General features: G+C 41.2%; 15 protein-coding genes. 6 read left to right on the top strand and 9 right to left on the bottom strand.

Features of this window, described 5'->3' with window-relative positions; genetic code table 11:
• The first annotated feature begins 42 nt into the window (after positions 1-42).
• Positions 43-534, top strand: a complete 492-nt coding sequence (locus ACIQ0H_RS06085) for a GyrI-like domain-containing protein (protein WP_403412470.1) — start codon at positions 43-45, stop codon at positions 532-534.
• A gap of 159 nt (positions 535-693) precedes the next feature.
• Here ACIQ0H_RS06085 and ACIQ0H_RS06080 read toward each other — a convergent pair whose 3' ends face one another.
• Both ACIQ0H_RS06080 and ACIQ0H_RS06075 read right to left on the bottom strand, forming a co-directional pair.
• Positions 694-1758 carry an LLM class flavin-dependent oxidoreductase gene (locus ACIQ0H_RS06080; protein WP_403412468.1) on the bottom strand — a complete coding sequence of 355 codons (1065 nt, stop codon included), beginning with the start codon at positions 1756-1758 and terminating at the stop codon, positions 694-696.
• Between the two features lie 225 nt (positions 1759-1983).
• The gene (locus ACIQ0H_RS06075; protein ID WP_403412467.1) at positions 1984-2625 is read right to left on the bottom strand and encodes an NAD(P)-dependent oxidoreductase; all 642 of its coding nucleotides are present in this window, start codon (positions 2623-2625) and stop codon (positions 1984-1986) included.
• Between the two features lie 80 nt (positions 2626-2705).
• On the opposite strand from ACIQ0H_RS06075, the gene ACIQ0H_RS06070 reads away from it, so the two are divergent.
• Positions 2706-2843, top strand: coding sequence for a hypothetical protein (locus ACIQ0H_RS06070; RefSeq protein ID WP_403412466.1), 138 nt, complete (start codon positions 2706-2708; stop codon positions 2841-2843).
• A 190-nt stretch (positions 2844-3033) separates the two neighbouring features.
• Here ACIQ0H_RS06070 and ACIQ0H_RS06065 read toward each other — a convergent pair whose 3' ends face one another.
• The 3 genes from ACIQ0H_RS06065 to ACIQ0H_RS06055 all read right to left on the bottom strand — a co-directional run bounded on the left by ACIQ0H_RS06065 (position 3034) and on the right by ACIQ0H_RS06055 (position 4986).
• Complete coding sequence (locus tag ACIQ0H_RS06065) at positions 3034-3591, bottom strand: NADPH-dependent FMN reductase (RefSeq protein WP_403412465.1); 558 nt, start codon at positions 3589-3591, stop codon at positions 3034-3036.
• A gap of 121 nt (positions 3592-3712) precedes the next feature.
• Complete coding sequence (locus ACIQ0H_RS06060; RefSeq protein WP_403412463.1) at positions 3713-4561, bottom strand: VOC family protein; 849 nt, start codon at positions 4559-4561, stop codon at positions 3713-3715.
• Between the two features lie 17 nt (positions 4562-4578).
• Positions 4579-4986: a DoxX family protein gene (locus ACIQ0H_RS06055; RefSeq protein WP_403412461.1), complete on the bottom strand. Its 408-nt coding sequence runs from the start codon at positions 4984-4986 to the stop codon at positions 4579-4581.
• Positions 4987-5287: 301 nt separating this feature from the next.
• Between ACIQ0H_RS06055 and ACIQ0H_RS06050 the strand changes: the two genes are divergently transcribed.
• Positions 5288-5356, top strand: coding sequence for a hypothetical protein (locus ACIQ0H_RS06050; protein WP_403413418.1), 69 nt, complete (start codon positions 5288-5290; stop codon positions 5354-5356).
• A gap of 50 nt (positions 5357-5406) precedes the next feature.
• Positions 5407-5946 carry a toprim domain-containing protein gene (locus ACIQ0H_RS06045; protein ID WP_403412460.1) on the top strand — a complete coding sequence of 180 codons (540 nt, stop codon included), beginning with the start codon at positions 5407-5409 and terminating at the stop codon, positions 5944-5946.
• Between the two features lie 407 nt (positions 5947-6353).
• On the opposite strand, the gene ACIQ0H_RS06040 is transcribed toward ACIQ0H_RS06045, so the two are convergent.
• The 4 genes from ACIQ0H_RS06040 to ACIQ0H_RS06025 all read right to left on the bottom strand — a co-directional run bounded on the left by ACIQ0H_RS06040 (position 6354) and on the right by ACIQ0H_RS06025 (position 9911).
• Positions 6354-7040: a DUF4956 domain-containing protein gene (locus ACIQ0H_RS06040; RefSeq protein ID WP_403412458.1), complete on the bottom strand. Its 687-nt coding sequence runs from the start codon at positions 7038-7040 to the stop codon at positions 6354-6356.
• Positions 7009-7818, bottom strand: coding sequence for a polyphosphate polymerase domain-containing protein (locus ACIQ0H_RS06035; protein ID WP_403412456.1), 810 nt, complete (start codon positions 7816-7818; stop codon positions 7009-7011). Before ACIQ0H_RS06035 ends, ACIQ0H_RS06040 begins: the two co-directional genes overlap by 32 nt.
• A gap of 115 nt (positions 7819-7933) precedes the next feature.
• Positions 7934-9190 (bottom strand): sensor histidine kinase, encoded by a 1257-nt coding sequence (locus ACIQ0H_RS06030; protein ID WP_403412454.1) that lies wholly within the window; start codon positions 9188-9190, stop codon positions 7934-7936.
• A 34-nt stretch (positions 9191-9224) separates the two neighbouring features.
• Positions 9225-9911, bottom strand: coding sequence for a response regulator transcription factor (locus ACIQ0H_RS06025; RefSeq protein WP_403412452.1), 687 nt, complete (start codon positions 9909-9911; stop codon positions 9225-9227).
• Positions 9912-10106: 195 nt separating this feature from the next.
• Between ACIQ0H_RS06025 and ACIQ0H_RS06020 the strand changes: the two genes are divergently transcribed.
• On the top strand, positions 10107-12224 hold the full coding sequence (locus ACIQ0H_RS06020; RefSeq protein WP_403412451.1) for a carbohydrate-binding domain-containing protein: 2118 nt from the start codon (positions 10107-10109) through the stop codon (positions 12222-12224).
• A 757-nt stretch (positions 12225-12981) separates the two neighbouring features.
• On the top strand, positions 12982-15135 hold the full coding sequence (locus ACIQ0H_RS06015) for a type IA DNA topoisomerase (protein WP_403412449.1): 2154 nt from the start codon (positions 12982-12984) through the stop codon (positions 15133-15135).
• Positions 15136-15165 lie beyond the last annotated feature (30 nt).

Here is a 15165-nt window from a genome sequence, read left to right as displayed (position 1 = left end):
GTTGGTATAGTGAAAACAAACCTAAAAAGGCGGCGAGAAAAAATGAGACAACCAGTATTGAAAACGAAAGATCAGTTTTGTATGATGGGCATTTCAGTGAGAACAACAAACGCAAATGAAATAACGGTAGATGCGAAAATCGGGGGACTATGGGGACGATATTACGGGCAGAAAATCTCCGATGGGGTTCCCAATCCCGTGAATGCCCCCGTGACCTATGGGCTGTATTCAGATTATGAAGATGGTGTACATGGAGAATATGACATCACGGCGGGCTTAGAAGTAAAGGATGCTAGTGAATGTCCTGAAGGGGTCGTTGTTAAATCCATTCCAGCTGCAACCTATTTAGTCTTCACATCTGAAGAAGGCCCCCTAACAGATGTCGTCATTACACTGTGGCAAGAAATTTGGCGCTGGTTTGAACAACACCAAGAAGTAGAGCGAACCTATACGGGTGATTTCGAGCTATATGACGCTAGATGCGAGAACCCACAACATGCACAAGTAGACATTTACATAGCCATTCAAGCATAGAAAAAAGCGCTGGAGCCTAGACGCCAAAACTCTATATCGTACCTTAGCCACGGTACGAGACTTTATAATTTCCTGGGCAATTACAAAAAGCATGTATTGATTTCCTTAATGTGAGGAGACCGATACATGCTTTATTTTAGACTTCTAAATCAACAATGTTCACTTTGCCGTTTCTCGTCGAACAACCGGTGCCACTTCCGTCGCCAACATTTCAATGCCTTCGGCGACCTTTGAAAACGGCAAACCTCCGATATCCATCTGCGCAATGAATCGTTGATGCCCAAATAATTCATGTTGATGGAGAATTTTTTCGATGATTTGTTGAGGACTTCCAACAAATAGTCCGGTTTCGGGACTGGCCATATACTCGAAATCAGAACGGGATATTTTCGTACCCATTCCGCGTTGTTTATTCACATATCCCCAATAATTTGCGTAATAAGGGTAAAATTCATCTTTCGCTTGTTGCGAAGTTTTTGCTATAAAAGTATGGCCTGTCACTGCTACTTTTAAATCTTCGTTGGAATGTCCCGCTTCTGCTCCAGCTTGGCGGTACAAATCAACAAGGGGCTTAAAACGAATCGGATCCCCCCCGAGAATGGCAAGAGCCAATCCTGTTCCGAGTCTTCCAGCGCGAATTGCACTTTCTGGTGTTCCGCCTACACCTATCCAAATCGGTAATTTTTTCTGGGCTGGACGAGGCGCAATCATGGCATTATGTAGTGAAGAACGGAAAGATCCTTGCCAATTGACGATTTCATTGGTATTCAGTTGTTGTAGCAGCAGGATATTTTCCTCAAACAGCTCGTCATAGTCGCTTAAATCATACCCAAATAACGGAAACGATTCTACGAATGCACCACGACCTGCAATAATTTCAGCACGGCCATTTGAAAGTAAATCAAGCGTCGCGAAGTCTTCGAATAAACGGACAGGGTCGATTGTACTTAAAACAGTGGTTGCGCTTGATAATTTAATCCGTTTCGTATTTTGTGCCACGGCAGCAAGAACGACAGCTGGAGACGATACTGCGTAGTCCAAACGGTGATGCTCACCGACTCCAAAAATATCAAGTCCCGCTTCATCTGCTAACTTCGCGGTAGCCAATACCTCTTGAAGACGCTGATGAATATCGATTGTCTTTCCGGTTTGAGGATCTTGGCCTAGATCTCCAAACGTATAAACTCCAAGTTCTATTCCAGATTTCTTCGTTTCATTTTGCATGATACACATCTCCTTAATCAATCACGTCTCGGCGTGATTGCGTCCAGATTTTGAATTGAGCTTGGGCCCTACAGAGGGGAAGGATTGAACTGCATCCTTCCTTGTTGCGACAGGACGTCGTGAACTTAGACTGCCTTCCTTAACTCACTTCAAAATCTGTGACATCCGCCGGAGGCTTTGACTTAATTTGGCTGGGGTTTGAGATCCTGCTGAATTAAGTCAAAATCACTCTGCTTCAGAAACAAGAGTAAAACGCTCGTTTATATGTTGAGGCCTTTCAATTTCATCAAGAACAGCGATTGCATAATCAGCATAACTAACATAGCTGTCTCCTTTTGAATTCACAATGAGATTGTCTTTTCCTCTTTGATAGGAACCCGTTCTTTTTCCTTCTGGGTTGAAAAATGCTGCGGGGCTGATGAACGTCCATCGAATTCCACTTGCATTTTGTAAATCCTCTAGGTTCTTCCCTTGATTGGAAGCCGTCGCGAAATACTCTTTAGGAAATTCAGGCGTTTCAATCAAACGAACGGTTTGCGCTTCATCTACGAATAAGCTACCTGCACCACCTACAACAATTAATTTTGTGTCAGAATCACCTTTAACGCATTCGATTAGAACTCTCCCCGCATCTACATGAAGATTCTCTTGCCCTGCTGGAGCACCAAAGGCATTAACGACGACATCAAATACGCGAAGATCTTCCGCTTGCAAATCAAACACGTCTTTTTCAAGGACAGCCATTTTTTCCTCGGACAGTTTCGCTGCATTCCGAACAATCGCTGTTACTTCATGGCCACGTTCGCTAGCTTCTTTTACAATAAGACTTCCTGCTTTTCCTGTCGCTCCGATAACACCAATTTTCATGATCAATTCCTCCAATTAATATATTTCACATTCTACAATGTGTTCTTTTTAATCGTTGCCGCTCAATGCTATAAACACGATTGCAAATTGTAATGGTCGCCGCTACAAAGCTATACCTTACTGCTGAACCATTTCTTACTCAAATAGAGGAAGCCACACTTCGTAAGCTTGGGATCAAGGTAGTCATGGGTGCCATGACTACTCGATTTTTCAACTGAACTTCATTACGGAAAGTGATTATTACCGATACTGACTAGGATTTCTGAAATATGGTATTGGTAACCTTGTCGAAGTTAACCTCTGCCTATAAATAAAGCGTGCGAGATAGTAAGAAAAAGACATTATAAAAAAGCGTGCAAGTACCGACGTCATTCTGAGCTACGTTGGTACTGCACAAAGTCGCTGATTTTATCGCTCAGTTTTCAATGCCCGGCTCCAAGAAAGGACTTGATCCAGCATAGTGTTTGCGTTTCCTGCATGGTAATCAGCAGGTTTAAACACGCTCATGTTTTCAAAGTCGGACATAAGGGAGAACGTAACTGCGGTACGTACGTCAGCAACTTGTAGCTCACCCAAAATCAGACGTAGGTTTTCATGTGCACGCGTACCGCCCAAGCTACCGTATCCAACAAATCCAGCTGCTTTATTGTTCAATTCTGGATTCAAAAAGTCCAGTGCATTTTTCAGTGCGCCACCAATTGCATGGTTATATTCCGGTGTTATAAAAATATAGCCATCGAAAGAAGCCATTTTTTCTGACCAAGCTTTTATTTGTTCTGCAGCATCTGGTTGTGCATATGCTGAACCTAAGAATGGAAGATTGTAATTTGCAAGATCCACAATTTCATACTTCGCGTCATTACGTTTTTCCGCAAAATCTATCATCCATTTTGCTACTGCATCTCCATTACGTCCTTCACGTACACTACCTTGAACAATACCTATTTTCAATTTTTCGTTTGTCATTGTTTGTTCCTCCTCATTAGATCTACCTAATAGTCTGTCTAAAAAACCCACTCTGCTAACCACCTATCTGATGTACTTCTTACCTGCTCCAATACTTCATCCGGACAAATTTACTGTTTCCTTAAATCTCTAAATAAATGCGATTCCCAGAAGGATCATAAGAAACGAAAGAAGCGTTTTCTTCTGTCACAGAAGCACCAATACTCTTCAACTGCTCGATAACATTATTCCGTGCTGCCTCATCTGCTAAAACGATCGTAAACGACTTAAGCCCAACACTATTTAAAGGAGGTGTTGGAGCGCCAACACCCGCCCAAGTGTTTAAGGCGATTTGATGATGGTATTTACCAGTAGAGATGAAAAGTGCTTGATTACCATATCGGTTAACTACTTCAAAACCGAGTCCCTTACTATAAAATTCCTCAGTCTTTTTCAATTCAGATACGTGTAAATGAATATGACCCATGACTGTCCCGGCTGGTAGACCCTTCCACGACTGCTGTTTCTCTTCGGAAAGTAGATCTTCAAAATTCAACGGATCCACCGCCATTGCCACTTCACCTTTACTCCAAGTCCATTCAGAAGGGTCGCGGTCTATATAAATTTCAATCCCGTTTCCATCTGGGTCTGATATATATAAAGCTTCACTTACAAGGTGATCTGATGATCCATACCGAAAACCGATTTCTGTAAAATGATGAACGATTTCAGCTAAATCAGAACGTTTAGGTAGAAGAAGGGCAAAATGATATAAGCCCGTAGTTTTTCCTTGTTTCGGTACAACGTTTTCCGGTTGTTCAATCGACAATACACTCGTTTTACCATCAGTCGTTAGTTTAGCTGCATTTTTCGTTTGCTCCAAAATTTGAAAACCTAGAACCTCCTGATAAAACATAAGTGAGCGATCTAAATCTTGTACCTTAATATTTACATGCCCTACATAAGTGTTTGGTTTACTATGAAACTTCAAATTTATTACCTCCATTTTTATTTTCTTGCTGCTGAACGAAAAATTTTGTTACCTAACGAGAAAGCAGCACTGTTTGCAAGCGCAAGGAAAATAGCCATAGCAAGTAGGGCCAATTCCAATTCATACCCTGCCATTTGACCATTGCCGAGAAATCCTGCGGCAAGTTTTGCTGTAAAAATTGCCACCAGCATAATACCTGCAAACAAGACAGAAACAATTCGTGTTCCAATACCAAGTATCAACATAATACCGCCGACTAACTCTATAACTGCAACGACGTAAGCTGAAAACCCTGGCATTCCGAGACTTTCAAAAAAACCAGCCGTGTTACCTAAGCCCCCTTGGAACTTGGATAACCCATGAATGAAAAAGGTAAGACCTAGAATCACCCGTAAAACAACTGCACCTGCATCATTTCTATTCATTTTCTTTTCTCTCCTCTATAGTTAGTTACTTTATGTAAGTAACTATATAACGGTAATAAACTTACGTCAAGGGATTTTATTGCATATTCTTTCAACCCATCATGTTATCTACTAGATATAAAGGAGTGAACTAAAATGAAGCAAGCTACTATTTGTCCTCAATTTAAAAAAGCCATCTCGCTTTTAAGTCAGCGCTAGACGGCTTTGATTATCAATCAACTATTGTTGGAATCACACCGATTCAGTACAATTCAATCTTTTATCGGAACGCTAAAAGGATTTAGAACAACAGGGTATTGTTATGCGCAATGTTATACCTGAAACACCTGTTGAGATCGAGTATTCCTTAACAAAAAAGGGTATTCATTAGACCCGGTGTTGAAAGAAATGTTTCATCGCAAAAAGAAAAGAGGTGCTATCATGAATCCGGTCATCCTAGCTGAAAAACCATCCCAAGCGAAAGCTTACGCGGATGCTTTTTCTATTAAACGCCACGAAGGTTATTTGGAAATCTTACCTTCCCCCATTTTCCCAGAGGGTGCCTATATTACGTGGGGCATTGGACATTTGGTTGAATTGAAGGAGCCGAAAGCCTATGATTCGAAATGGGCGAAGTGGTCATTGGATAGCTTGCCAATTTTGCCGGAACGCTATGAGTTTCAGGTGGCGAAGGGGAAATACAAGCAGTTTACGATTGTGAAGAAGCTCATTAAAGGAACGGATACAGTTATTAATGGCTGCGACATAGACCGCGAAGGTTCGAATATTTTCTATAACATTTACTATCAAACAGGGGCTAGAAACCAAACGATAAAACAGTTGTGGATCAATTCACTTGAGGTGGATGAAGTGCGCAAAGGCTTTGCGAATTTGCATGATAATCGCAAAGATTTACTGATGTATGAGGATGCAAAAGCACGTCAGATTAGTGATTGGCTCGTAGGGATGAATGGTTCATGACTGTATTCGTTGCTGTTGAAGGAGCGTGGCGTCCAGGACGTCTTTTCCATTGGGCGCGTTCAGTTGTATCCTCTTCTTTTCCGGGTGTAATTATAAATACGTTGACATACATAGGTTGTACACATTACACCCGAATATTTTTGGGTGTATTTAATGCCAGTCACTCACATAATTACAAAAACACCTTCAAATTGGTACTTTTTATAAATGTACCAATTTGAAGGTGTTTTATATTGTCTCATTTCTTTAAGTCAGTGCACTATGTCAGTCTAGATTGTTGAGTTTTTTAAATTTACCACTGAAGGCTTAGGTTTCGTGCGGCCACTTTTCATGGGAATTTACGCTTGATTTATATTACATTATACACCGGCACCTGAAAATGAGTCGGTTGGATTTTTTATATGGGTTCAGTCCCGCATCTCAAGATAGGAAAGGGATACTTTCAAGTTCGCGTTACGTACACGGATTTCATTCAGCAAGTCCTGATCTTTTGTATCAGTCTTGCTTCGGATGGTAAATGTATAGAGAATCATCGTCCCCAAGTTCGTTGTTTCAACTTGTCGAAGTTGGAAGTATTCGGTTTTTTCATTCAAGATATCGTCGAATAAATTTTCGTGATTTAGGTTTTCAGGGACAGTTACTTTAAGAATTTGCGTATCTTTCCCTTTGCCATAGTCCACTTTGTACAGAATATAGAAAATCAGACTGGCGAATAACGTCAATGCAATGGCCAGAGGGAATTGAAACAGTCCTGCTGTCATCCCAACACATAATCCGAAAAAGATGTAGGCAATATCCTTGGCGTTCGTTACTGCACTTCGGAAGCGGATGAGAGAAAATACTGCGAATAAACCAAACGCCACACCGGCATTTCCGCTTACTACGTTCATGACAACCGACACGACAACACTCATCATAATAATTGTATGGACGAACGCTTGTGAATAGCGCTCTCCTGTAAATGTAATTTGATAAACTTTCGTAATGATAAAACTTAGGACCGCAGCGAGTGCCATAGCGGTAATACTCATCCACATGGTCGGTGTGGCTCCATCCAATCCATTAGTTGAAAACAAGTTCGTGATCTGATCCATTTTCTATTCCTCCTGTTAGTGGTTCTTCCAATTCTTTCTGTTCAAAATATCCTGACTGCGGTAATACATCTCCACTCAGCAGTTCCATACTGGTACAAAACTTTGAAGCACTGCGCTGCTCACACTGAAGCTCCTGTAAAATACGAGCTAACCAAAGCGGCACACTATGATCGACTTTCACTTCTAGCACGACGAGATTTGGATCGATGAAATGCTCTCCGTACGGACCATTCTCGATATGTAGATCTTCTTTACGGCAACGTAAGTCGAAATCGAAGGTGATACGCAGTTCTGAATCATGGATCCCGTGCAATGCGTGACGACTATACGATACGACCATTTCGGGACGTAACCGATAGAACTTACGGAAATAATCAATTTCCTTCATGACTTGTGAATTCGACGTTTTGTAGTGATCAAAACCCGCTTGACCGTCTTCTTCTAAATAGCGATACGCTTCCCCTAGCGGCAAAAGCATCCGTCTTTTATTGACGACTTTCTTATGTTTCTGCTTCACTTCAAAAAATGCCGTGCTAGTAAGATTTGCATCGTCGTATACGCGTAAACGTAATTTCTGACGGTATTTTAGTTTGTTTTTGGTCTCAAAATAAATGCCTTTCTCCACATTGTCAAAGTACAGGCTAGTGACTGAATATTTTCCATCGACGCCATTCTTATCATTTCGCATCTCAGGTCCAATCCGTTCCACAAGTTCTTCGTATTGGCGGCGAGTGATTAAGTACTTTTGCTCTTTCCGACTGAAGATTTCGATCGCCATATCCATCTACTCCTTTTTGCTGTCGCTCTATGAACTAAATACTAAAAGACGAACCTTAAACAAACCTTAAAACGATTTATCAACACAAAAAAAGAGATCACGAAGATGTGATCTCTTACTTTGGAAGTTTGACTATAAAAGTGGTTCCTTTATGCTGGTTCCTTTTCACAGTAATTGTTCCATTGTGCATCGATACAATCCACTGAGCGATAGACAATCCTAATCCCATACCTCCCGTTTCCCTAGTTCGGGCTTTGTCTTCTCGGTAAAAGCGATCGAAAATGTAATGGACATTTTCTTCTTTAATACCGATCCCCGTATCGCTCACTTCAATTGCAACTTTCTGATCCTCGACATATGTTTTTACACGAATACGATTGTTTTCATTCGTATATTTTAAAGCATTGTCCAATAAAATTACTAACAGTTGATGCAGCCGTGTTTCATCTGCTTCTATAGTAAAAGGGCTTTGACAATTTAGGGAAAAATGCTTATCCTGCGACTCAGCAATTTCCTTATAAGGCGTACATACGCTTCGGATGAATGTATCGATATGAATGGATTGCTTCACAATTTGTGTTTCCGCCGAATCTGCTCTTGCCAAGGTCAATAAATCCGTAGTGAGTTTAGACAACCGCCTTGTTTCAGACAAGCTTAGGGCAATATTTTCAAACCTATCTGAAATTCTTTCTTGCGGTGCCGTTAGGAGTAGCTCCAGCTTATTTTGAATGATCGTCAAAGGCGTCCTGAGTTCATGTGATGCATTTTCAACAAACTCCGCCTGCTTATTCCAAGAATGAATAATTGGTTTCATCATCTTTTTAGATAAGATGAAACTAGCGGAAATAGAGAGGACGATGAAGATTACCGACCAGATAATGAACAGTTTCTCAAAGTTGGAAATGATGGTTTGTTCAGCGTCCACGTTAATCATCAGCTGTGTATAGGCAATTCCGTCTTCATCATTATGGTCTTTAAAAAGAATATATCTAAAGTTATACAGATCACTGATTTTCGTCATTGTAATCTTGTCCATATTTGTTTTATCCAGCTTATACTCTTTTAGATAGTTTTCGTAAATTAAGGTTCCAATTTCATTTTCATTTAGTATATTTCCCGCGTTATCCCAATGCATGACAATCATCCTGGGATTTGGCGTATTTTTCCGCCTCTCGTTATCAGGTACAGGCTGGTCTAATTCTCCAACTTTAGGAGGCAGCCGCAAACCCTTTGGATTGTTATCTGTCATCATTTCTTTAAAAGATAAGAGTTCCCTGTCCGTCTTTGAAAATAATGTATTTTGAACTTGGCCGAAAATGATAATGCTAAAGATCGTGAAAATCACAGTAAAAGCGATCAAATTGAAAATCATAAATTTTAGCTGCTGTTTCTTGAAAATTAGTTTATTAAACATTACCTTCACCAGGGTCTTCCAGCATATAACCTAACCCACGAAAGGTTTTGATATATTGATCATACTCAAACTTCTTGAGACTTTTTCGTAAATTACTGGCGTATACCTCTACAACTGTAGTAGAAGTATCAGACTCAAATCCCCATATTCGATCAAAAATCTGTTCCTTGGTCAAAATAGCGTCTTTATTGTTCATCAAATACTCCAGTAAATCAAATTGTTTTCCATTCAACTTAAGTGCTTCCCCATTAATTTCCGCGGTTTTATTTTTGATATTCAAATGTAGTTCCTTAAAAGTTAGGACATTTTCCTTAAATAGACCTCCAGATCTCCTTACCATTGCCTCCAGCCGCACTAATAGTTCTTCTCGATGGAATGGTTTCACTAAATAGTCGTCTGCTCCCATTTTAAAACCCTTAATCTTGTCATCAATTCCATCCTTGGCTGTCAGCATGATGACAGGTGTCGTGATGTTTTGCTTTCTTAAATTTTCTAATACCTCATAACCGTTCATATACGGAAGCATGATATCTAAAATAATGACATCGAAAATATCTTGCTGAGCAAGAAACAGTCCTTCCTCTCCATCGAAAGCCTGCTCGATTTCGAACATTTCCTTTGTTGTTTCACATATTGATCCAGAGAGATACTTGTCATCTTCAATGATGAGTAATTTCATTTAGTGCCCCCCTCGTATGATTTATCAACGTTTTAATTCGTTACGATTGATTATAGGACCAATTGAAATAAATGCAAACTTTAATTTAAAATGCCTTTTTTAAGCTTCGTTTAAGGTTCGTACTGAATAATAAGGTTCTTAGCAAAAAATCATCTAAAAAATGGATGAAATTTCATTTGCAAGAAGGAGCTTATGATGAAAAAACAAAATTCTAAATTTATAAAGGTAGCCGCAACTCTTATGTGTACCGCATCCTTGTTTGCTTGCAGCAATGATTCAGAAAAGGTAAATACCACTAATGAGTCTACTGCAAAAGACGACAACTTAAATACGATTGGCAATCAAGAATTAGCTAGTCTTATTAGCGAGCATGTAAGCTATTCCGATGAAGACTTTTACGCTGATTGGGAAAACGCAACATCTATTCAGTTGAATGGAAGTAATGCCAGCTTTGAAGCTGATAGCGGAGTCGTCATCGACAAGAGCATCATCACGATAAAATCTTCAGGTGTGTATGAAATCCAAGGAAAGCTGGATGACGGGCAAATCATTGTGGACACAGAAGACAAAGGCATCGTTCGGCTCGTTTTGAATGGTGCAGAAATTCATTCTTCCACTACTTCACCAATCTACGTGAAACAAGCTGAAAAGACCGTTGTTTCATTAGAAGAAGGAACTGAAAACGTTTTATCCGACGGAGCAGAATATGTTTATGAGGATTCAGAGGAAGATGAGCCGAATGCAGCGTTATTCAGCAAAGACGACCTCACCATTAACGGCAGTGGGAAACTAGTCGTGCAAGGCAATTACAACGACGGTATCACCAGTAAAGACCAATTGAAAATTACAGGAGGAACAATCCAAATTACTTCAGCTGATGATGGATTAAAGGGAAAAGATCTCCTCGCTGTTAAAGATGGCAATATCAGTATCGAAGCGAGTGGCGACGGGATGAAGTCCACGAATGACAAAGATGCTTCAAAAGGGATCATTGCTATTGAAGTAGGAAGTTTTGATATCAAGGCAGCTGATGATGGCATTCAGGCAGAGACTTCACTTCTGATCGCGGACGGAGATTTCAACATTTCATCTGGAGGCGGCAGTCCTGAAAAAATAGCGAATACTGAAATGGATCGGCCTACTCCTGGAGAAACGAAAACAAGCACAACTGACACTAGCTCTGAGACATCTAGTGGCAAAGGGCTTAAGGCAAATGAAGAAGTGGTAATTGGCGGGGGAAGCTTTAAACTGGATTCATTAGATGATGCGATACACAGCAACAACTCTGTCACCATAATTGACGGCGATTTGAAAGTGGCTTCCGGCGATGATGGAATTCATGCAGATACATCCGTTCTGATCAAAGGTGGAAATATTGACATCACGAAGAGTTATGAGGGGATAGAAGGTAAATCCATCACAGTCTTGGACGGAGAAATTCATGTTAAAGCAACTGATGATGGCATAAACATTAGCGGAGGCAGCGATAATTCAGACACGTCTACTGAACAAGCGGAAGAGCTACTGCTTACAATAAGTGGTGGCTATATTAATGTCGATGCAGCCGGTGATGGACTCGATTCAAATGGTTTCATATCAATGACAGGCGGGACCGTGATCGTCAATGGACCTACGAATAATGGCAATGGTGCTTTGGATTATGACGAAGACTTTGAAATAACTGGCGGAGTCCTCATCGCTGCTGGTAGTTCTGGTATGGCGATGGCCACTTCAGAAGACTCATCACAACATACGATCTTGATGACATATCCGGAGACACAATCTGCTGGAACCACACTGCGTCTAGAAGATAGCGAAGGAAATGAGATTGTGACATTTACGCCCGCAAAAGACTATCAATCGGTCGTCATTAGTTCGCCAAAACTAACGAAAGATGCTTCCTATACCCTTTACTCAGGAGGGACAACGTCTGGTAAAGAAAGTGATGGTCTTTTTGAAGCTGGTGACTACAAAGACGGCACGAAAGTAGTGGAGTTCACAATTTCCGATACCGTTACATGGCTTGATGAAACTGGAATCACCACTGCAAAAACTTCTGGTCCTGGTGGTATGGGAGTACCCGAGGGTATCGAGCCACCAGAAGGAATGAAAACTCCAAATGACGGACAGTTGCCGTCACAAGGAAAAGGAAATAGAGGAGAGATGTTTTCCAACCTGGATGAGGGAACGAGAACTAAAGTCCAAAGCATTTTGGACCAACAAAGAGAAGGAACTATTACTTGGGAAGAAGCACAAAAACAGCTAGAAGAGCTAGGGGTTGAAATTCCTCAGAGAAGAGATCCCCGTGAATAGAATGAACAAAAAGATTACGTGGAGCGCTTTACTCATTGTTAGTTTAACCATTCGGGCTTTCACGGGCAGTTGATCCCCCACGTATTCTTCTTGTTTCCTCAATGAATTGAAACGGGGGTCCTGGGCGTAAGAAAAGGGCTGTCCAGTTCAGTTTCTGGACAGCCACTTAAAAATTTATAGTGAACTCGTCACAACTTCCTTTGTTCCGTCTAAAGATTTGAATACTGACTAAATTAAATCGCCCGATCGACGTGATGTAAGATAGCTGCCGAATAAACTTAAAAAGCGTCAACTCCTAATTTGGTGTTGGCGTTTTTTAGGTTTCGGATTCAGACACAATTCTGGATCCATTTAGAACAAAACGCCATAATTAATATGAATCAATCATAGTAGGGGCTATTCATATGTCTTTTGTAAAGAAACCATTTTTTCAAGAGTCATAGACGCTTTAAAGGATAAGGAAGAATTAAAATCATCCGTTGTTATTAAGGAGGGTCAATTTCAGGTACAATTTACGTACACAATTCAGAATTTAATAAGTACCTGGTAACCCCCACTTAAAGTAAATGACTGTTTATTCTACCGTCACGGAAACAAACATGATTGAATGAGCAATTTTGATTTATTGGACTCCATAATGGGATGAACCGGGATTGTGTCAGTTATTCAATCACCAGTCCCCACTAGCACCCCCTACGCAAATGCGCTATCATTATAGGAACTACTGTTTCATCGTATAAATGAAAGAGGTGTTAGTGTGAAACCAGTAATCCTAGCGGAGAAACCATCCCAAGCGAAGGCTTATGCGGATGCTTTTTCTGTTAAACGACATGAAGGTTATTTGGAACTTTTACCTTCTCCTATCTTCCCAGAAGGTGCCTATATCACGTGGGGTATTGGCCATCTTGTTGAATTAAAGGAACCCAAAGCGTACGACTCAAAATGGACAAAATGGTCGCTAGGTAGCCTGCCAATCTTGCCTGAACGCTATGAGTTTCAGGTCGCAAAAGGGAAGAGCAAGCAGTTTACTATTGTAAAAAAGCTTATTAAAGGAACGGATACGGTCATTAATGGCTGTGACGTGGACCGCGAAGGATCGAATATATTCTATAGTATTTACTATCAAACAGGGGCTAGAAACCAAACGATTAAACGGCTGTGGATCAATTCACTTGAAGTGGATGAAGTGCGGAAAGGTTTCTCCAACTTACAGGATAATCGGAAAGACCTTCTCATGTACGAGGAAGCGAAAGCCCGGCAAATTAGCGATTGGCTCGTTGGAATGAATGGCTCTCGACTGTATTCGCTGCTGTTACAAGGGCGTGGTATCCAGGATGTGTTCTCAATCGGCCGTGTGCAATCGCCGACGGTTTACTTAATTTATCAACGTCAAAGAGAAATTGAGACGTTTGTTTCCGAGCCGTTTTTTGAAATTGAAGCGACTTTTACGGCTGCCAATGGAGCGTATAAAGGGAAAGCAAAAGCCAAGGAACCGAAACGAGAAATCATTCGGGAGTTGCTGGCAAAGCATAACATCCATCCGAAATCACCGGGAACGATTACATCGGTGGAAAAAATTGATAAGCGGACGCCGCCTCCTCAGCTCCATTCCCTGTCAACGTTACAGGCGGCAGCGAACCGTTTGTGGAAAACGAGCCCTGCAGATGTCTTGAAAATCATGCAAGGACTTTACGAAAAGAAGATTGTCACATACCCACGGACCGATTCGCGCTATATTACGCCGAGTGAGTTCACTTATCTTGCTGACCAAGTAGGCGATTACCAACAGCTCATCGGACATCCCTTCCCTGTCGAGTCGCTTGCGCCGAAAAAGCGTTATGTTGACAGCTCGAAGGTTCAGGAGCATTACGCCATTATTCCGACGAAAAAAATCCCGTCACAAGCGGTGCTTGGCAGATTATCGAATATCGAGCGTAACTTATACGAAGAAGTGGTCCGCACGACACTTGCCATGTTCCATACTGACTATCTGTACACCGAAACAAAAGTGACAACAGACGTTAACGGACTTCCTTTCTTTACAGTCGGCAAGACCGAGCGTGACAAAGGTTGGAAAGCATTATTTGTCCGTTCATCTGCCAAAGAAAACGATAAGGACGAGCCTACATTGCCACCTCTTACGTTGCACGAAACTGTCGACAGTGACATCGGTATTAAAGAGGGCAAAACAATGCCGCCCAAACCGTATACAGAAGGTCAGCTCATCGCCATGATGAAAACTTGCGGGAAGCTCATCGAGGATAAGAATGAAACGGAAATCCTGAAAGAAGTAGAAGGGCTTGGTACGGAAGCAACGCGAAGTGGCATCATTGAGACGATTAAACGACATGGTTATATTAGTGTGACGAAAAATATTGTTTCGATTACGGATAAAGGACGCATCCTATGTCAGGCCATCGAAGGGAATTTGCTGGCAAGCCCATCTATGACTGCAAAATGGGAAGCGTATTTACGTAAAATCGGCAATGGCGAAGGAACACAGGAACGTTTTCTCGGCAGCATTGCGAAATTCATTCATAGTCTATTGGAAGAAGTTCCAGGCCAATTAAACGCCAAACCGATTGATGCGAAACTTGCCGCTAATGTTGTTAGCAAAACAACTCAACGCACCTCCTACAAACCAGTAGAAGTAGCACCTTGCCCCGCTTGTAAAGAAGGCATGATTATTGCACGCAAAGAATTTTACGGTTGTAGTGCTTATAAAAGTGGCTGCAAGCAAACATTTCCTGGTACCTTTTTGAAAAAGAAGCTTACACCTAGCCAGATTAAGCTCTTATGCACAAAAGGTAAAACAAATGTGATCAAAGGCTTTACAGCCAATACAGGTAACAAATTTGATGCACAACTGGCACTTGTCGATGGGAAGATAAATTTGGAGTTTTCTCAGTAAATCCTGAAGAAAGATTTAACAATATGTGTA

Origin of the sequence: Sporosarcina sp. NPDC096371, from assembly GCF_044762865.1 — a bacterium.
GTDB lineage: Bacteria > Bacillota > Bacilli > Bacillales_A > Planococcaceae > Sporosarcina.
This window is presented reverse-complemented; position numbering and strand designations above follow the sequence as displayed.